Source organism: Geobacillus sp. YF-1 (assembly GCF_052692335.1).
The window spans coordinates 2,054,559-2,073,188 of sequence record NZ_CP199850.1 but is presented as its reverse complement, the minus strand read 5'-3'; the positions used below and the strand labels follow the sequence as shown (position 1 = coordinate 2,073,188).

At 53.8% G+C, this 18,630-nt stretch carries 12 protein-coding genes, 1 tRNA gene and 3 pseudogenes; 11 read left to right on the top strand and 5 right to left on the bottom strand.

Annotation, left to right across the window (positions count from 1 at the left end):
- Positions 1-45 precede the first annotated feature (45 nt).
- Both ACTVIM_RS10185 and ACTVIM_RS10180 read left to right on the top strand, forming a co-directional pair.
- Positions 46-687, top strand: a pseudogene (locus ACTVIM_RS10185) (IS110 family transposase); the annotation flags it as partial.
- 460 nt (positions 688-1,147) lie between these two features.
- A complete protein-coding gene (locus tag ACTVIM_RS10180) occupies positions 1,148-3,958 on the top strand; it encodes a tetratricopeptide repeat protein (protein WP_445612536.1) in 2,811 nt (936 codons plus the stop codon).
- A 368-nt stretch (positions 3,959-4,326) separates the two neighbouring features.
- Here the strand turns inward: ACTVIM_RS10180 and ACTVIM_RS10175 are convergent, their stop codons facing one another.
- Positions 4,327-5,568 carry an aminopeptidase gene (locus tag ACTVIM_RS10175; protein ID WP_445612535.1) on the bottom strand — a complete coding sequence of 414 codons (1,242 nt, stop codon included), beginning with the start codon at positions 5,566-5,568 and terminating at the stop codon, positions 4,327-4,329.
- A gap of 287 nt (positions 5,569-5,855) precedes the next feature.
- On the opposite strand from ACTVIM_RS10175, the gene ACTVIM_RS10170 reads away from it, so the two are divergent.
- A complete protein-coding gene (locus ACTVIM_RS10170) occupies positions 5,856-7,292 on the top strand; it encodes a sodium/proline symporter (protein WP_445612534.1) in 1,437 nt (478 codons plus the stop codon).
- Positions 7,293-7,450: 158 nt separating this feature from the next.
- Here the strand turns inward: ACTVIM_RS10170 and hpaB are convergent, their stop codons facing one another.
- Entirely contained in the window at positions 7,451-8,896 is a 1,446-nt protein-coding gene (gene hpaB, locus ACTVIM_RS10165) for a 4-hydroxyphenylacetate 3-monooxygenase, oxygenase component (protein ID WP_445612533.1), read from the bottom strand.
- A gap of 236 nt (positions 8,897-9,132) precedes the next feature.
- Here hpaB and ACTVIM_RS10160 point away from each other — a divergent pair, with 236 nt between their 5' ends.
- The 3 genes and pseudogenes from ACTVIM_RS10160 to ACTVIM_RS10150 all read left to right on the top strand — a co-directional run bounded on the left by ACTVIM_RS10160 (position 9,133) and on the right by ACTVIM_RS10150 (position 11,779).
- Positions 9,133-10,800 (top strand): class I adenylate-forming enzyme family protein, encoded by a 1,668-nt coding sequence (locus tag ACTVIM_RS10160; protein WP_445612532.1) that lies wholly within the window; start codon positions 9,133-9,135, stop codon positions 10,798-10,800.
- A 103-nt stretch (positions 10,801-10,903) separates the two neighbouring features.
- Positions 10,904-11,161: pseudogene (locus ACTVIM_RS10155) on the top strand (carboxyl transferase domain-containing protein); the annotation flags it as partial.
- A gap of 312 nt (positions 11,162-11,473) precedes the next feature.
- The gene (locus ACTVIM_RS10150; RefSeq protein ID WP_445612531.1) at positions 11,474-11,779 is read left to right on the top strand and encodes an autorepressor SdpR family transcription factor; all 306 of its coding nucleotides are present in this window, start codon (positions 11,474-11,476) and stop codon (positions 11,777-11,779) included.
- Between the two features lie 217 nt (positions 11,780-11,996).
- On the opposite strand, the gene ACTVIM_RS10145 is transcribed toward ACTVIM_RS10150, so the two are convergent.
- The gene (locus tag ACTVIM_RS10145; RefSeq protein ID WP_445612449.1) at positions 11,997-13,433 is read right to left on the bottom strand and encodes a DDE-type integrase/transposase/recombinase; all 1,437 of its coding nucleotides are present in this window, start codon (positions 13,431-13,433) and stop codon (positions 11,997-11,999) included.
- Between the two features lie 294 nt (positions 13,434-13,727).
- Between ACTVIM_RS10145 and ACTVIM_RS10140 the strand changes: the two genes are divergently transcribed.
- Positions 13,728-14,510, top strand: a complete 783-nt coding sequence (locus ACTVIM_RS10140) for a YhfC family intramembrane metalloprotease (RefSeq protein ID WP_445612530.1) — start codon at positions 13,728-13,730, stop codon at positions 14,508-14,510.
- A 39-nt stretch (positions 14,511-14,549) separates the two neighbouring features.
- A pseudogene (locus tag ACTVIM_RS10135) lies at positions 14,550-14,651 on the top strand (glyoxalase); the annotation flags it as partial.
- A 50-nt stretch (positions 14,652-14,701) separates the two neighbouring features.
- Here the strand turns inward: ACTVIM_RS10135 and ACTVIM_RS10130 are convergent.
- Positions 14,702-14,887 (bottom strand): small acid-soluble spore protein H, encoded by a 186-nt coding sequence (locus tag ACTVIM_RS10130; RefSeq protein WP_031408827.1) that lies wholly within the window; start codon positions 14,885-14,887, stop codon positions 14,702-14,704.
- A 208-nt stretch (positions 14,888-15,095) separates the two neighbouring features.
- On the opposite strand from ACTVIM_RS10130, the gene bioF reads away from it, so the two are divergent.
- Complete coding sequence (bioF, locus tag ACTVIM_RS10125; protein WP_445612529.1) at positions 15,096-16,268, top strand: 8-amino-7-oxononanoate synthase; 1,173 nt, start codon at positions 15,096-15,098, stop codon at positions 16,266-16,268.
- A 79-nt stretch (positions 16,269-16,347) separates the two neighbouring features.
- Here bioF and ACTVIM_RS10120 read toward each other — a convergent pair.
- Positions 16,348-16,421 (bottom strand) — tRNA-Pro (locus ACTVIM_RS10120).
- Positions 16,422-16,966: 545 nt separating this feature from the next.
- Between ACTVIM_RS10120 and glsA the strand changes: the two genes are divergently transcribed.
- Together glsA and ACTVIM_RS10110 are read left to right on the top strand one after the other, a co-directional pair.
- Entirely contained in the window at positions 16,967-17,938 is a 972-nt protein-coding gene (gene glsA, locus ACTVIM_RS10115) for a glutaminase A (RefSeq protein WP_445614344.1), read from the top strand.
- Entirely contained in the window at positions 17,907-18,311 is a 405-nt protein-coding gene (locus tag ACTVIM_RS10110; protein WP_033018624.1) for a hypothetical protein, read from the top strand. Before glsA ends, ACTVIM_RS10110 begins: the two co-directional genes overlap by 32 nt.
- The last annotated feature ends 319 nt before the right edge of the window (positions 18,312-18,630 follow it).

The window sequence follows — 18,630 nt, the reverse complement described above, 5'->3', positions numbered from 1 at the left end:
TATTTTTTCTTGCAATTCTCTGCACTTTTTGCTTGCAAAAAACATCTCTTCGGCGTTTCCGGACGAAACATCCTTGCCCGGCTGCTCGAGAAGGGATACGTGGACAAGGACGAGCTGGATCAATGCCTGCGCGGCAGGCTCAAAACGAAAAAGCAGGCGGTGTACGATTCGCTGCTGGGCACCTTGACCGAACATGAGCTCTGTCTCCTTCGCCTCTTGTGGAAACACGTGGAGGAATGCGAGCGGCTCATCGAAGAAGTCGACCAGCACATCGACCGCCTGCTCGAGCCGTATCGGGAGGAAGTGGACTTACTGATGACCATGCCTGGAATCAAAAAACAAACCGCCGCCGTCATCATCGCCGAGATGGGAACCGACATGAGCGTCTTTGAAACGCCGGAACGGGCGGCGTCATGGACGGGGTTGTCCCCCGGCAACCATGAAAGCGCCGGAAAGCGAAAGAGCACGCGCACCACCAAAGGCAATCCCCATCTTCGATCAGCGTTATGCGAGGCGGCATGGTCAGCATCTCGATCCAAGACACATCCCTTGTCCCGAAAATTTTGGTCGTTGGCGGCCCGATGCGGGAAGAAAAAAGCCCTCATCGCCACGGCTCGACGAATGTTGGTGATCATCTTTTGCATGATCTCCCGCAAAGAGCCGTTCCGCCAACCACAACTTATCTAGTATAGCCAACAGGCAGCCAGATCATACGAGATGTCCGAAAATCGGGCACCTCTGCTTTCCTATTGCCTTCTTTGGCCATTTTCAGTATACCCACACGGATCAGGAGCGTATACAGCACTCACCCAGTGGTGGGGATTTTCACAGAAAATTCAACGGGCAGCGTTTTCCCTCCATCCAGGGCTGAACATCACGCGCCAGTGCGGCCTTTTCACGGAATACTGGAAAGAGAAAAGGCGGATCGCTCCGCCTTTTGGTACGGGATAGACGAACATGCCATTCATCCTTGAACTAATAATTTTGGGAGACAGGCAGTTTGATTTGGGCCTGAATTCAAATTTCTCGTTTACCGCAACCGCAGAAGCTTTTTGTCTTGCAAATGAAAACAAATTGAAACGTTCATGGTCGTGAAAGTTTGTTAAAATGTATAGGATAGAAATAAAATGACCAAACAAGCCATACAATGAACATGCATGGCAAATCAGTAAGTCGGGTGATGGACATGGAGTTTGAACAACGGCTTGTTCATAAAAGGTTTTATGAAACGCTAATTGACGAAGGGGAGGGCGATGTGGTTGGCGCGCTCGGCGACGTTTTTTTCGCCGCGCACCGCGATGGCGCGGATCTATCGTCCATTCGCTTTGCCCAGGGGGAAGTCTATTTTCATCGCCGCGATTATGAGGCCGCCATTTTTAAGTGGGAAAACGTTCATAACGAGCTGCGCCCATGGGCGCAAAAGAACATGGCGGACAGCTACTATGAGCTCGGGCAGCTAAGAATGGCTGAGGAGCTGTACCGTTCGGTCGAGACGGAAAGTGAGACGCTTCAAGCGGAGCTCATTTTGTGTTTGTTTTCCCTCTATCGCGAGTTGGGGGAAAAAGAAAAGGCAGATGAAATGGTCAAGCGCGGCGTGACGTTGTATCCGGATTATCCGAACATGACCGAATGGGCGCGCGCCTTTTTCGAGGAGCAAGGTGATTGGGAAAGCGCCATTGAGCTCGCTTTGGGGGAGGCGGTGCGGACTTCATCGCGGCGCTGGGCAGACATTTTGACCGGTTATGTGGAACAAGGACATGCGCGGACGATGGCGCCGGCGCGGTTTTCACGCTGCCTAGCGCTGTTGTATGAAACGGATCGCGTAAAGTTTGAGCGGCTTGTGCAGGCGCTATGGAACGGTTATCGAGATGGAGATCTCTATTTTTCGTGGCTCGCGGAGTGGAATCGCCTCGATGATGAGTTGGCGCTAGGTCGAGACTATGAGTGGAAGAGGATTCCTGCTCTTTTGGCCGAGGCGTACGAAGGGTTAATGAAAGGACCGTATCGATGGAAAGAGCTCGTGGAAGTGATCCCGCCGCTGTTAAAAAGCTGGGTGAATATGGCGGAAGGTTCCGCGGCGGCGGTGGCTGCGGCTGCCTTGTTGGCGTGGAGCGAGAAAGTTCCCGAGGCGTTTGCCGAAGACATCATTCGTGATGCGGCCAAGCGGCTTATGGGAACAAGAGGAAAAACACGGGAAGCAGCGCTAGCCCTGTTTGAAGAAATGGCCGAATGGGCAGAAGCGCAGCGGGCGGGGGCTCATTTCCGATTTCGCTGGCTCATGCGGCGCCTAGCGGATGCGCAAGGACATTGCGTGTTGATTGCCGGGGCGTCGCGCCATGAGCGGTTGGCGTTTTTGCGGACGCTGGTTGGTGAGGCGGCGCTGGCAGCACCATCTGCCCCGGTGCTCGTGTGGAAACACGGGGAAGAAGCCGAAATAGTGAAAATCAGCGATGAACAGTTTACGGTTTTCTCAAACATTGAAGAGTTTCAACAAGCATCAGGAGGTCGCGGAAGCCGGTTCCCCGATGATGCGGTCATTGAATGCACAGCTCCGTTTTCCCTTTTGCCGCAGGGAGTTTCCTTGCTCGATATCGGTCCGCTTGGCGGGCGCGCTTCCTTCGACCATGAGGCGCTGATCTCTATTGCGCTTGCCGATAGCGTTCTTTTTCTTCTAAACGGAGACGATCCGTTTTCCAGTGTTGATGAGCAGCTGGTATTCCAGCTGCGCGAACGGATTCCGCAGGCGCCGATTCACTTTTTGCTTCCTCCAGGAGACGGGATGGTCGATGAGCAGGAGACAATGAGTATTGTTCGGGAAATAGAGGCGCATATCCGCACGGTTGTTCCGGAAGCCAATGTCATCGTTTATTCGCCGCATGCCCCAAGCCGCAGCCAGCAGCAAACGCTCGTTGACTGGCTCGGCGAATTGGGCCGTCATCGGTCGATAGAGCGTCGGGAAACGGCGCTATTAGCGACGATCCGCCAGTTCATTGCTCATTTGTTCCGGCAGCGAGCGGAGGCGGAAAGCCGGTTGGCCGAGTCGATTGTCTGGAAAAAAGAGATGGCGGCCAAGCTGAACGGGGCGATTCATCAGCTCGGTGATCAGCAAGAAGAAAAGACGACGAGGATCGTCAAATCGTTCCGCGCGGTGTTGGAAGAGACGCGGACGGCTTTGGCAACGGCGATTCCCGACATGTTGCGCCAAGCGGCTGACTTCGTGGGCGACGACAGCGATTTTGCCCGTCTTCACCTTGAGTTGAATGAGCGGGTGAACGAGCGGATTCGCGCCTATATCGACGGCGAGGTGCTGCCGCGGTTGCATTGTGCTCTAAACGAGTGGATTGCTGGAGCCGAGGAAGAATTCAATGAATGCCAAGCGTTTTTATATGAAATGGCCGAAGGATTGAATGCCATGTTTGGCGAGGAACGGCTGAAGCTTGAATGCGATTTTCGCCTTCTCGCCGATTGGCGGCGCGATACGGATCGGTTGATCAACGGAGTACAAATAGACAAGGTGAACGTGTTTTTGCGGAGAACGCCAAGTCAGCTGCTGTTGAAAGGGGCGGGCAAACTGCTCGGTGCGTTTCCGCAAAATAAGGCGATGCTCGCGCAAAGGTATCGACAGTGGATGCAAACGCAAGATTACAGCGATGTGGCGGAAACGGTCGCCCAGCAGTTGCTGATGCCGTTTGCATGGTTTGCCAAATCGCTCGAGCGCGATATGGCTCGGTTTTTCCAAGCGCCATCCGCCGTTTTAAATGAAACGTTGGAACGGTTGGAGCTCGAAACGGTCGCCCAAGAAAGAGAATTAAAACAGATGCGCACCCATCCGGAGGCGTACCGCGACCCGCTCGTTCTCTTTAGCATTCGTTTGCGGCAATGCGAGCAACTGGCGCAGGCGGCATCGGCCGCTGTGCATTTGCGGCAAGATATAAACAACCCTATCGGTTCGCTTTGATCGTTGCATGTGAATCCGTGTTGGAATCGAATCAGGCTGCACCAACGGTCGGGTCTGCCCGCCTGTTGGACGCAGCCTGATGGCTTAGGAGGCCGGTGATTTCATCATGGGTACGGCTTGACGATGTTATTTCTCAATGAGAAATACTTTATTGCATCGATCGAGCTTTTCGTTCCCATTAATGAAGGGAATCAACCGTTTTTCACCGGCCTTTTAGAAGGCGGTGATTTAATCCTAGATACGGCTTTGCAATGGCATTTCTCAACTAGAAAAAACCTGATGCATCGGTCCTGCTTTTCACACGCTCTCCCATTAATGAGGGGAATCAACCGTTTTTCACCGGCCTTTTCGAGTGAAGGGAAACCAGCTTACGACAATTCGAACGCCCAGTTGCCGCGGCGGAAAATCGGTTCGCGCTTGCCGTCTTTCGTGACGCCGTCGATGTTCAGTTCGGCCGAGCCGATCATAAAGTCGACGTGGACGAGGCTGTCGTTGACGCCGCGGCGGTCAAGCTCTTCTTTGGACAGCGCCGCGCCGTTTTCGATGTTCGTCGGGTACGCTTTGCCAAGCGCAAAATGGCAGGCGGCGTTTTCGTCAAACAGCGTGTTGTAAAAAATGAGATTGGACAGCGATACGGGCGACTGATGCGGCACGAGGGCGACTTCGCCGAGGCGGCGCGCCCCGTCATCGGTGTCAAGCAAATGTTTGAGCGTCTCATATCCTTCTTCGGCGCTGAAGTCGACAACTTGACCGTCTTTAAAGGTCAGCGTAAACCCATCGATGACGTTGCCGTTGTAATTGAGCGGCTTCGTGTTGCGGACGGTGCCGTTGACGCCGTCTTTATGCGGCATCGTAAACACTTCCTCGGTCGGCATGTTCGGGTTGAAGCGCACTCCAGTTTGGCTGGTCGCGGCGCCGCCGTGCCAAACGTGTCCGTCGACGAGCTCGACCGTGATGTTGGTGCCCGGCGCTTCATAAACGAGCTGTTTGTATTGCTTGTTGTTTAAGTAAGCGACGATGCGGGCGAGCTGATCGTTATGTTCGCGCCAAGCCGCGATCGGATCGTCTCGGTCGACGCGGACGATGCGGAAAATCGCTTCCCATAATTTGTCGATCGCTTCTTCATCACGCAGATCGCCAAATACTTTTCGCGCCCATGCCGCCGTCGGGACGGACAGGAGCGACCAGCAGTTCCGGTCGGCCATGATGGCGCTCCGGTAGTTGGCGAGCGCTTGGGCCGCTGTTTTATTGGCGGTCGCGATCCGCTTCGGATCGACGTCTTTCAATAAGTCCGGGTTCGGGGCGTAAATCGACAAAAAGGCCGCTCCTTGTTCGACGAGCTCTTCCATCGCTTTGGCCCGCCACATCGGATATTCGGAAAACGCTTCCTCAGGGGCGTGATGAAATTTGATGTATGTAAGCGCCTCATCGTTCCACTCGACATACACGTGTTTCGCCCCGGTTTCGTACGCCGTTTTGGCGATTTTGCGGACGAGCGGCGCCGCCTCGAGCGGGGCGTTGACGAACAGCGTCTGCCCAGGCTGAATGTTGACGCCGACTTTCACGGCCAATTCGGCGTATTTGTTTAGCTCGTTTTCCCAGCGATCCATATCGTTCACTCCTTTTTTTGGTGTCAAGTCCACTTTATTACATAGCGTTGTTTTTTGCAACTTTTTGAACAGCGTGAGGGAAAGGTGACAACGAGTGGAGCAAGAATTTCAGCATAAACCGCTTCCCATCATCATAATGGTAGTAATGAACCAAATAATTCAGAAGCTGCACTTTTCTTGGCTGTACCGGCATTGTCGTCTTCGTTCGATGGCAATGCCGGTTTTTTACGGGGGAAACGGCGGGCGGCGGTGTCGTGAGGCGAACAAGATCGCGAGGGGGAGAAACGATGAATGGCCTCATTTTGGCGGAGCTCGTGCTGTATTGTCTCGTGATGGCAGCCCTTGGTTATTGGTATGGAAAGAAAGAGATGAGCCATAGCGATTTTTTGCTTGGCGGAAAAAAGCTTCCGGGTTGGGCGCTCGCTTTTTCTGAGCGGGCGACGGGCGAATCCGCCTGGCTGTTGCTTGGCTACACGGGGTTTGTGTTTGCGAGCGGTCTTTCTGCGATTTGGGTGGCGGTGGGCATTATCATTGGCATCGTCTGCGCCTGGCTTTTTTTGGCCGACCGGTTTCGTCAAGAGGCGGAGCGGTACGGTGCGCTGACGTTGCCCGGCTATTTGGCGAAACGGTTCGGTGCGCACGGGCAAACGATTTTATGGCTTGCGACCGTCCTTATTTTTAGCTTTATGATGTTTTATTTTAGCGCGCAAATTGCCGGAGCGGGCAAGACATTGTTTACCGTTTTCCATATCGACCCAGCGCTTGGCATGGTCATCAGTGTGGCGATTGTCATTATCTTGTCATACACCGGCGGGTTCGTCAGTGTCGTTTGGACGGATATGATTCAAAGTGTGCTCATGCTGGCGACGCTCGTGATTTTGCCCATTGTGGCGTTCGTGGAAATTTATAGTGGTGGCTTGTCGATCAGTGAAGCGCTTCATCACGCGAAACCAAGCCTCGATTCATGGACGGGGGGAGTGACCGGTGTTGCGCTTGGGCTATTGTTGTTTAACAATTTTGCTTGGTTTTTCGGCTATCTGGGCGGCCAGCCGCAACTGAGCGTCCGCTTCATGGCGTTGAAAGACGCCCGCGAGGCGAAAACGGCCAAAACGGTGGCGATCATTTGGACGCTGTTGGCCTATGGCGGCGCGTTTTGCATCGGTCTTGCGGCGATTGCCCTTTACCAAGGACAATCATTCACCGATGTCGAGACCGTGCTGCCGCAAATGGTGTTGGACTTGTTGCCGCCATGGTTGGCCGGGCTGCTGTTATCCGGCATTTTGGCCGCCATCGTGACAACGGCCGATTCGCAGCTGCTGGTGATCACGAGCGCCATTAGCGAAGACATTGCGCGCCGTTCTTTGCGCCTTCGTCTGTCGGAAAAGCAGCTTGTCGCGCTTTCCCGCGCGGTGGTGGTCATCGCCGGACTGCTCGGTTTGGTGCTGGCGATGACATCCGAATCGCTCGTCTATCTCGTTGTCAGCTGGGCATGGGCTGGAATCGGCTGCACGTTGTCACCGGCGATTTTGCTCTCTTTCTTCTGGAAGCGGTATTCTGGCATCGGCGTCATCGCCACGATCTTGGCTGGGTTTCTCAGCACGGTCATCTGGATTTCCTCGCCGCTTGAGGCCATCATCAGTTCACGGTTTACGACGTTTGCCATTGCGCTGGCGGCCGGGATGTTGTTTAGCCTGCTGTTTCCCGATCGTCAGCGGACGATGTGATCGATCACGTCAATCCATTCGCATGAGGGTGTCCCGAAAGAGGCGGGGCACCCTTTCCGATTGTTGGATCGGTGCGCTGAACGATTGACGTGATCCCGCCTCTTTGAAGAAAAGGCGGGCGTTTATGCCGGTCCGGTGCGGTGGTTGCTGCCGTTTTGTCAACGTTGTTCGCTGTCCAAAAACCGTCGCACCATTTGGGCGCATGCCTCCCGGTCGTAGCGATGGTAAAAAGTTGTCGCAAATCGGGCTGGATCGCCGAAGAAAAACCGTTCGTACAGCGTCTGCCGCGTCCCGAAGGCGCTCATCGCCAAATCCCAGGCGAAGCGGAACAGCTGCACCCGCTGTTCGGCTGGAAGCGTCGCTGCCTGCAAATACCGGTCCAAATCCGGGCGGAGCGGGGAAGAAAAGTCTGCTTCCGTCGGCAGGCAGACAAGCCCGCTGGCGCCAAGCAGCTGAACGATGTCGGCAAAGCGCGGGTACAAGCGCGGATACAAAAAGGCGGCAGCGTAAAGCGGGGCAGGATCGGGCACCATGGTGCCGCGCCGGTCCGGTTTCGCGTGGAGCTCGGCGGCGAGAAGCATCCCCCGAAGCGCTTCAAGGGCGGCGGCGATTTCCCCGATTTTTTCTTGCACATGCTGGTATCCGCCAATTTGGATGGATTCGCTGAGCAGCTCCACCGTTCCAAGGAAAAATTCAGTTTTTACGATGCGCCGCGCCAGCACTTGGTGCAGCAGCATAATGCCCAAATGGGTTTCTTCATCTAGGTCTTTGGCCACCCATGCGTTTTTGTAGAAAAAGATCCGATCCCACGGAACGAGCACATCATCAAATACGACAACGGCGTCGATTTCATCAAAGTGCGCGCTGAGCGGGGCGTCAAACGAAGAGGCGCCAGCAGCAAAAGAAGGGCGGCAGATGAACTTTAACCCCGGCGTGTTGCTCGGAATCGAAAACGCGTACATGTATTCATCGCCAAGAAGCGTCCCGCCGGCCGGCAAAACGAGAAGTTCGTCCGGCATGCCGCCTTGAGTGGCGAGCAGGCGCGCGCCTTTGATGACAAGTCCGTCTGTCGTTTCGCGGATCACTTTGGCGGCGATCGGCTCGCCGTCTTCTTCCATATAGCCGAGGGAACGGTTCACTTGCGGGTTGACAAACGTATGGGTGAATGACAAGTCGTTGTTGATCGCCCGCTCATAGAGGCGTTCAATATGTTCGGCGTAGGACGGGTGTTGCTGCCCGAAAAAGTCGGCTGCGGAAGCGAGCGCCATCACGGCGGTGTTCATGTAGTCGGGAGACCGACCCATCATCCCCGCTGTCAAGCGCGCCCATTCTTGGAACGCCAAGCGCCGGTGTTCGAGATCGTCTTTTGTCGTCGGCCGCAAAAACGCCGCGCCGGCCAGCTCCCCCGTCGATGTGCGGAACGTCAGCACCGGCTGTTTGTTTGGATCGTGCTGGGCGTCATATAAGCGGGCTTGGCTTTGGATTGCGCCGGCGAAGGCCGGGTGCTCCGACAGCTTTCCCTCGACCTGAGCGCCGTTGATCCATACATTTGACCGAAGATTGTCAATGCGCTCGATATATTGGGTTCCGTTACTAATGGCCATAGTCTCCATCCCCTTTTTTCCGTAAAGACCGTTTATAGCCATTGTATGCGCGCCTAGAAAAAAGGGGAGGAGTTCATCTGCGTTGCCATGTCGGAGAAAATAATGGGTCGTTCGAAAAAGGAAATCAACGAATGACAGCGAATTTGTATTCATAGGAATAAAGCAGAGGACATGATCATAGGTTGAAAGCGTTTTCTAAAACGAAAATACTGACCGTTCAGTATTCTATTCGGAGGATGGTGAAACAGGTGAACCAAACGCGCCCGTATTGGCCGAGCGGGTTGCCGAAGAAGCTCCGCTATGTGCTCGGCGAACAGCCGCTCTATCATTATTTGCGCCACCGCGGTGAACGTGAAGCGAACGAACCAGCGTACATCTTCTACAATACGGTGATCACATGGGGGACGTTGCTTGACCATGTCCACCGGTTTGCCCGCTATTTGCGGGAAAAGGGGGTGGAAAAGGGGAGTTGCGTGGCTTTGTACATGCAAAACTGTCCACAATACATCATCGCTCACTTCGCCGTTCAGCAGCTCGGCGGCATTGTCGTTCCGCTCAATCCGATGTACCGCGAATCTGAACTTGCCTACTTCTTTTCCGAAGTGCCGCTTGTCGGCATCATCGCTGGGGAAGAAGGATTATCCCGCATTCAACAAGCTGAACAACAAACGGCGCCGCTGTCGTTTACGGTCGCTTGTCATTACGGCGACTATGCGAATCCGGCAGGGGAGATTCCGCTTTGCGAAGAGGTGCTGCAACCGAAGCAGACGTGTGAAGGCGCGGATGAGTTCACCGCCATCATTGCCGCTTCTCCGCCGCTTGATGAGGCCGCTCCCATTGACTTGTGGAACGATGTCGGATTGATCGTTTTTACGTCGGGGACGACCGGTCGGCCGAAAGGAGCGATGCTCACCTATGGTAATGCGCTATTTAAGACGGCCGCATCGGCCCAAGCGAACCGGCTGACGGAAAAACCGGAAACGTTGATGGCCCATTCCCCGCTTTGCCATATTGCCGGCATGGTGATGGGACTGAATATGCCGGTGTACACCGGCCATCCGTGCGTATTATTCACCCGCTTCGACCCGCTGGCGACGATCAAAGCCATCGAAACGTACAAAGTCACGGCATGGTACAGCATCGCTCCGATGAACGCGGCCATCCTCCAAGCGCTCTCTTCTGTCAATGCGGATTTATCGAGCCTAAAACGCAACTTAGCGACAAGTTTCGGCCTGCCGGTGACGAAAGACCTTGCCGAGCGATGGGCGGGAGCGACCGGCGGCTGCCTGTTGTACGAAGCCGCCTACGGGCTGAGCGAAACGCATACGTGTGACACGTTCATGCCGGATGACCGTGTGAAATTTGGCTCGTGCGGCATCCCAACGTATGAGACAGACATTCGCATCGTGGATCCGGAAACGAAACGGGAGCTTGGGCCCGGACAGTCGGGGGAAATTGTCGTCAAAAATCCGGGGGTTTTTAAAGGCTACTTCCGCCGCGCTGACGCGACGAACGAGACGCTGAAAGATGGGTGGGTGTACACCGGCGATATCGGGTATGTCGATGAAGACGGCTATTTGTATTTCCAAGGGCGGCTGAAAGAGATGATCAAAGTGTCCGGCTACAGCGTCTTTCCGGAAGACGTCGAAGCGTTGTTGAACGAACATCCGGCCGTCAAGCAATGCGCAGTCATCGGTGTGCCTGACCCGATGAAAGGGGAAGTGCCGAAAGCGTTTGTTGTTCTTCACGATTCGTACAAAGGAAGGGTCGTGCCGTCTGACTTGATCGAATGGGCGAAAACGCAGATGGCGGCGTTCAAGTATCCGCGTTATATCGAGTTCATTGATGAATTGCCGGCGACGCCGTCAGGCAAAGTATTGCGAAAGCTGCTGCCAAGAGAATAACATAGCGGCGGGGGCACGGGCCGCCCCCGCCTTTTCCAAAAAAAGGGGGGATCATGGTGGAGAATTTGGCAAGGCGCTGATCGCCGCTTTGGCGTATCTAAACGGTCATGTAGTCGGCATCAACGTCGTATACGGCCGCGAGCTTGAACGTGCCGACAATCCGCATGAGCGGCGTCAGGAGCTGCTCATGCAGTGGTCGTTTGACAGCTCGCCGTATGGGGCGGCGCGCAAACATTTGATCGACGATGTCATCCATCCGGCGGAGACGAGAAAATTCCTTTGCCAGACACTTGAATATTTGCTTACATCCAAGCGCGAAAAAAGCGAGCGCTTGCTCGCCGCTTGGCCGACGGGGTTTTAACGGAAATCAGTGGGAAGCCAAACCCCACGTTACCATGGACTCGGGGGCGCCTAGCCGCGCGCGCCCACCTTTCCACTGATATCTATGGGGAAAACGGGAAAAGGCATTGACAGTCGAATGACAATGGAATATTCTTTTAATAGAAAATTGTTCGTCGGATACTTAGATGTTTTTCTAACTATCTAACTATATACGTATACATGTATGAAAACTTGTTCACATTGGCCCATACGAGGCAACGCCGACGCTCTTCCGGTGTCTTCCTAACTCCGTAAGACGCATCGAAACATCGTTCACAAGGTGGGATGACCATTGTCGTTCAACGAAGCGTTTAAAGCGATTGCTGATCCGACGCGCCGGAAGATTTTAACGTTGCTGCGGGCAGGAGAGCTGACGGCAGGAGAAATCGCTTCACATTTTGCTATGCAAAAGCCGAGCGTATCGCATCATTTGAAAATTCTCAAGCAGGCTGATTTGGTGCAAGACCGGCGCGAGGGACAGCATATCTACTACTCTCTGAACACGACGGTGTTTCAAGATTTGCTTCGCTGGTTTTACGATTTTGTCGAAGGTAGCGTCAAAAGTTCTATGAAAACTCCACACAGACCATCCCATTGAGCATCGTGGGGCATGCAGAGAGCCGGATTCGCCCTTGACCAACACCCGCCAAAGGTGCGGAAGAGTCGTCAAGGGCGACGGGGACAAAAAAGAAGGCAATAGGAAAGCCGCCCTTGCCTTTACCGAATTTTACCTTTGGCGGTGTTCGGTTGGTCAAGGGTTCGCTTCGCCGAATCCGGCAGGAGTTCTGTTCAACGGGCTCTGGAGGACAAAAAAGTTAGGCTGCCTCGTTTTGAAGGAAGTCCTGAGCCATGGCGATCAGCTTCGTCCACCGGGCCGGCATATGCGGCAGCTCGGCGAGCTCCGGGATGACGACCGGCACCCGGCCTTCGAGCGCGCTATGCGGGCGCAGAAAGTTAAAATACGCCACAAACAGCGTCACAAAGGACACCGAGCCTTCCTCGGCGCCAAACCCATGGGTCGGGCGGTAGTTGCCTTTAAAGGTCCGGTTGAATCGCTCGATGATCTGCTTGAGAGGGCGAAATTCTTCCGAGACCGGATCTTCGTTGGTCAGGCCGATTACCTGGCGGACGTCAAACGAAATCCCGTGCTGGGCAAAGAAGTGTTGCGCCAACAGGTAAATCGGGTTGCCATCCACGACGAACGACAAGTCGTCTGGAAGGGACGGCAGCTTCCTGAGGACATCATTGATCGCCTTGATGGCCGAGAGCGTGTCCCGGTTGGGCGAGACGCGATAGGACAGCACGATCTTTTTCACCGCGTCGAACATAAAGAATAGGTAATGCCAACGGCCCTTCACACGAATATATGTCTCGTCCCCACAGAACGAACCGGACAGCTCATACGGAAATCGGTCGACAAAGGGCTTGATCCAAAGCGCGACGCTGTTGGCGTAGTTGAGCACCGTCTGATGAGAGATCGAGACGCCATGGATGTCCTTCAGGGCGGCGGCGGTTTCCCTCGAGGACATCCCAAAGTTGACGTAGTACGTCAACACGAGCCCCAACACGTGCGGCGACGCAGCCAGCCGGGACAAATCGACCTTCGGCTTGATGAGCGACGAGGAAGCCAACGGGAGAAAGTCAAACAAGAACTCCCGAAACAAATACCGCACCTTGAAGGCTTGAGGATTCTGTTGAAACTGTTGGCGCTCTTTCTTCGTCATCCGGCGAAGGTTGGCCTGGTAAAACGGGCAATCGTTGTTCTTGCACTTATAGATGTTGTATTCCTTGCGCTCCTTGATTTTTTCCAACGTCTTTTTGCAGTGCGGACAACGAAAGACCGCTTGCTTGGTGAACCGATTTCGGTGGTTGAACCGGCATTGGCACACTTTGCATTGGTATTGCCCTTTTCCGCCGTTATTGGCGTACAGGTAAGAAGAGGGAGCCTGGCAGCGAGGGCAGGTCAACGAATCCGGCACACGGTGTTTCGCATTCGCGCGGCGCTGGATGGGCCGTAAAGGACGTCTGTGCTGGGCTTCATAGTCTGCCAACAGCTTCCGGTAATCAAGGGTTTCCGGCACATCGATGATCGGAAGGTCATCGACCTGAAGTTTCCGGTACGGCTTTTGGATGGGTTCGTCCCAGTCCTCGAGATGCAAGGATTTCCCCAATATCACACCCATTAAATACACAATGATTTGATATTGGGTCTTGATAATTTCGAGCAAATAGGCTAATAATTGAGGTAACAAAGCTTGTCACTCCTTTGTTTTGGCTGTTGGGTGTCGTTACCTCAATGATGGCCGAAAACAATGGGGGTGGCAAGCTTTTTTTCGTTCAACCGTTGAAACTCAAGGGAAAACCGTGAGTGTGGAGGATAAACTTTTGACAATACCTTGTCGAAAAGGGGGAGGGACATGATGAACGTTAGCCGGCTGACGATCGTGTCATCGTTGTCGGCAATTTGTATCTCATCATTCGATCGTTTCTTTATGAGCAGCAAGAACAACGCAATCGTTCATAAATAAGCGGGAGGGGGAGAGGACGTGGGAATGATCGGTGCGGCGGTGCAGCTCGCCATTTCACTGTTGGTTCCAGTCGGTCTCATATGGTACGGAAGAAAAAAAGGATGGCTTTCGTGGAAAGCGCTCGGCATCGGAGCGCTGATGTTTCTTATATTTTCACAAGTGTTGGAAAAAGCGCTTCATATCGCTGTCCTTGAACCGGGACGGCCGGCGCTGAAAGGGACAGACAACGTTTGGCTCTTTGTGTTGTACGCCGCGCTGGCTGCCGGCGTGTTTGAGGAAATCGGCCGCTATGTCGGATTTCGCTGGCTGTTGAAACAAAACCGGACGTATGGCGACGGCCTGTCATTCGGGCTTGGGCACGGCGGGGTGGAAGCAGTGCTGCTTGGCGTGTTTGGTGCTGTGAACACGATTGTGCTTCTGATTTTAATCCGAACAGGCGCCTTCGACAAAACGATTGCCCCATCGCTTTCCATCGGGCAGGCGGAGCTGATCAAGGAACAAGTGCTGCACACGCCGTTGGCGATGTATGTGGTTGGTGGCATAGAACGATTGTTTGCTTTGGCGGTGCATGTGGCGCTGTCGCTCCTCGTTTTGCTTGGCGTTCGCCAGCGCCGGTTCCGCTATGTCCTGTACGCGATTTTGCTTCACGCGGCGATGGACGTCTTACCGGCGCTTTATCAAGCGAAAGCCGTCACCAACATTTGGATGATCGAAGGCGGGCTGCTCATTTGGGCGGTTGCGGCGGTTTCGTTCATCCGCCGGATCAAACCGGCGTTCGCACAGGGAGGAGAGGAACGATGATTCGTATCAAACAAACAGCTTGATCATGTACAAATTTGCATGCCATTTGGCGCTGAGGATGAGGCGCGGACGTTTTATACGGATGTGCTCGGTTTTCAGGAAATCGAAAAACCTGAGTCGCTGCAGGCAAACGGCGGACTTTCGATTAACAAACACGCGGGAGAAAGGACGATCCCTTTCTCCCGCGTTTTTTATGACGAATGCTCCTCTAAGCTGGCGACCGGTACGCTTTGTTTTTGATTCGGATTGTCAAGCGGATGGATTGTTGCCATTCCTTTTTGCTGGTCGACATGCTCAATGTAAATGCGCTGGCCGTTGTATGTGACGTTCGCCATCACCGGTGATGAGGCGATCTCTTGCGCCCGACGGACATCCATTTCTCACACCTCCTGTTTTTGCCGATAACACGTATAGTATGACATGTCTGCGGTTGGACTATGCATGGAGTCGAGGGTGGAAATCAATAATTAACAGAACTATGTGCTAAATAATTAACAAGCGAAACTGACCATCTTTTCCTAGCCGATTCGCGGTTTTTAATGTAAACTATTTTTTATAAAAAGTTTACATATAAGGGGGATAGGGATGAAAACCGAACTAATCGCCAAACTGCACGAATGGGAACAAAAAGCGCAGAAGCGCCAGCTGCGCCGAGCACAAACCTCAGGCGCTTCGGTCATCCTGAACGGAAAGCCAATGTTAAATTTAGCGTCCAATAATTATTTAGGGTTGGCGGATGACCAGCGGCTCATTGAAGCGGGTTGCGAGGCGATGCAAAGATACGGGGCTGGGGCGGGGGCATCGCGGCTCGTCGTCGGCAACCATCCGCTCTATGAGCGGGCCGAAGCCGCGTTGAAACAGTGGAAACAAGCGGAGGCTGCGCTCATTTTCAACAGCGGTTATACCGCGAATATCGGTGTGCTGACGGCGCTCATTCGCCGCGATGATCTCGTCTTTAGCGACGAGTGGAACCATGCAAGCTTAATTGACGGGATTCGCCTGAGCAAAGCCACCTGTTTCCGCTATCGACATAATGACGTCAATCAGCTGGAAGCATTATTAAGGCAATCTCCGCCGGGCAAACGAAAATGGATCGTCACCGATGCTGTTTTTAGCATGGACGGCGATCTGGCGCCATTATCGGAGCTTGTCGAGCTGAAACGGCGCTACCGCGCGATATTGATTGTCGATGAAGCGCACAGCGGCGGGGTGTTTGGGCCGAACGGCGAAGGGCTGCTTCACCATTTCGGGCTCGAGAAAGAAGAAGATGTGATCGCCATCGGCACTTTCAGCAAAGCGCTCGGCAGCTTCGGAGCGTATGTCACCGGCGAGCCGTGGCTGATCGACTACTTGATAAACAGCGCTCGCAGCTTCATTTTTACGACCGCCTTGCCGCCTGCTGTCCTTGCTGCCAATGAAGCGGCCATTCGTATCGTCCAATCCGAGCCGGAGCGGCGCGAGCGGCTGCACGCCTTCAGTGAACGGTTCCGCACGAAACTGACACAGCTCGGCTTTGACACCGGCGGCAGCGAGACGCCGATCGTTCCCGTGATCGTCGGTCCGAACGACCAAGCTGTGGCGATGAGCGAGTCGCTGCAGGAAGCGGGCCTTGCCGCCATCGCCATCCGGCCGCCGACCGTCCCTGAGGGAACGGCGCGCATTCGCTTTTCTATCACCGCCGCCATGACGGCAGAAGATGTTGATGTGGCTGTTGACCGTATCGCTTGGGCAGGAAGGCAGATCGGGTTGATTTCATAGGGAAAAACGGCGTTACGAGAAGGAAATGGGTGAGAGAACAAAAAAACCAGCCGGATGTTTTTCGGCTGGTTTCCTTCGATCGGGATGACAGGATTTGAACCTGCGACCCCACGCACCCCATGCGTGTGCTCTACCAAGCTGAGCTACATCCCGAAGAGGTTGGTCAGACATACTTCATTATACAAGAAAAACAGGATAAGATCAATGGCTAATTTTTCATGAAGGCAGAAAAGGATGCCATTGAAAGTTGGTATGGACTTTTTCCTTTGATCATGGAAACAAGATTGTCGCAAACGATTTGATGTTCCCATGACGGGGACGGGGACATGTTGATGGCTTCTTGCATGCTCCTCACCTCTTTTTTATTATACTTGAAACCGTTCTCCTTTGCCTACAACGAGGTTGTTGGAGAAAGACGATGGATGTCTATGTGCTCGAAGAAAGGAGATTCCGCCATCAAGGGATGTATGTTCGCGATGAGACGATTCCTGTCCCCCCTTTCCCGGATTTGCGATCGATTTGAGAAACATATTTGCGGAGGGGAACAAGAAAAACGGCTGTTGTTCAAACAGCGGAGGCAACTTGAGGGGAGCAGGGCCGTTATTTGCCGGAGGTCCGCTTGGCGAGGGCAAAGCGCTCCCGTTAGTGAACCGTTTGGGCATAGAAACGGAAAAAATAGGCGATACTAACGATCGGTGATGCTTGTGTACAATCAAGAAGAACTGGCCCGCTTTGTCGAAGAAGCGAAGCCGTACGCCTGCTATGGCAAAGTGGCCGATTATATTCCCGCTCTAGCCAAAGCGAATCCGAATGAGCTGTCGATCGCCGTTTATACCCCGGACGGCGAAGTAGTAAGCGCCGGCGATGTGACGGTGAAAGTAACGCTGCAAAGCATTTCCAAAATTCTTGCCCTCGCCCTTGTGTTGATGGATCACGGAGAAGATGAAGTGTTCCGCAAAGTTGGCATGGAGCCGACGGATTATCCGTTTCATTCCATTGCCAAGTTAGAGGAAAAACCGGCCAAGCCGCTGAATCCGATGATTAACGCCGGCGCGCTTGTCGTCACGTCGATGATTGAAGGCGGCTCGGTGCCCGAACGGCTGAACCGGTTGTTGGCGTTTGTCCGCCGTCTTGCTGGCAACGAACACATCTCGTACTCCGACGAAGTGGCCCGCTCCGAATTTGCAACCGCGTTTTTAAACCGGTCGCTTTGCTATTTTTTGAAGCAACATGGTATTATTGATGAAGGCGTTGAAGAGTTGATCGACTTGTACACGAAACAGTGCGCCATCGAAATGACGTGCGTCGACCTGGCACGCATCGGCTTGGTGTTCGCGCTTGACGGGCGCGATCCGCATTCGGGCAAGCCGCTCATGCCGCTCGATGTCGCCCGCATTTGCAAAACGTTCATGGTCACGTGCGGCATGTACAATGCGTCGGGTGAATTTGCCATCAAGGTCGGCATTCCGGCGAAAAGCGGCGTCTCGGGCGGCATTCTCGCCGCCGTGCCCGGGCGGTGCGGCATCGGCATTTTCGGCCCGGCGCTTGACGACAAAGGGAACAGTCTAGCCGGGGTGAAACTGCTCGAGCGGCTGTCCAAAACGTATTCATTAAGCATTTTTGGAGGAGGGAATGACGTTGAAAACGTTTACGGTCCAGTTTCACCGTGAAGATGATGTGGAAGCGATGAACGTCGGCAAGTTGAGCCAAGAGGATTTTGACAAGGCGACCGAAGGCGGAACGCGGCATTTGTTTGATCTTGACACGAACATCGGCTATTTTGTCTTTTTCGATGCCGAGGATCGCGAAGGTAACGTATCGTATTTAATGCTTCAATACGAAGAAGATAGCGAAGACCCAAGCGCGTGCTACAGCTTTGAGCTGAAAGACTTTTATGAGTTTATGGCGCTCTACTTAAACGACCTCGAATTCGCGGAAGAAGAAGAAATGACGGAAGACGGCGAAGAGGAATACGGTCCGATTCACCATTTGGCGCATTTACTGTATCATGTCGTTGAGGAAGGAAAGGTGGTCGAGGTATAAAAAACGGGCGCGCGCCGCTCGTTTTGGGGAAAGGACGGACAGAAGGTCACCGGTTACGGGAAGTGATAGAGGGGGCGTTTCAGCCCCTTTTTCTTTGTTGGCAAGATAAAAAAAGAATTTAGGGACTTGACGAGCGATTTTGCAACAAGGTAAGATATTTTTGTAATCGATTACATAGAAAATTTATCCGAAAAAGTCGGAAGGCGCGCGCGACCTAGACAGGTGGCTTTGGCGGAAAAGCCGGGCGCGCCAAGCGTTCCTTGCCCATAGCTTTGGCAGCGGCGGCAAGGAGTGGCAAAACGAGGGGAATGTGACACTT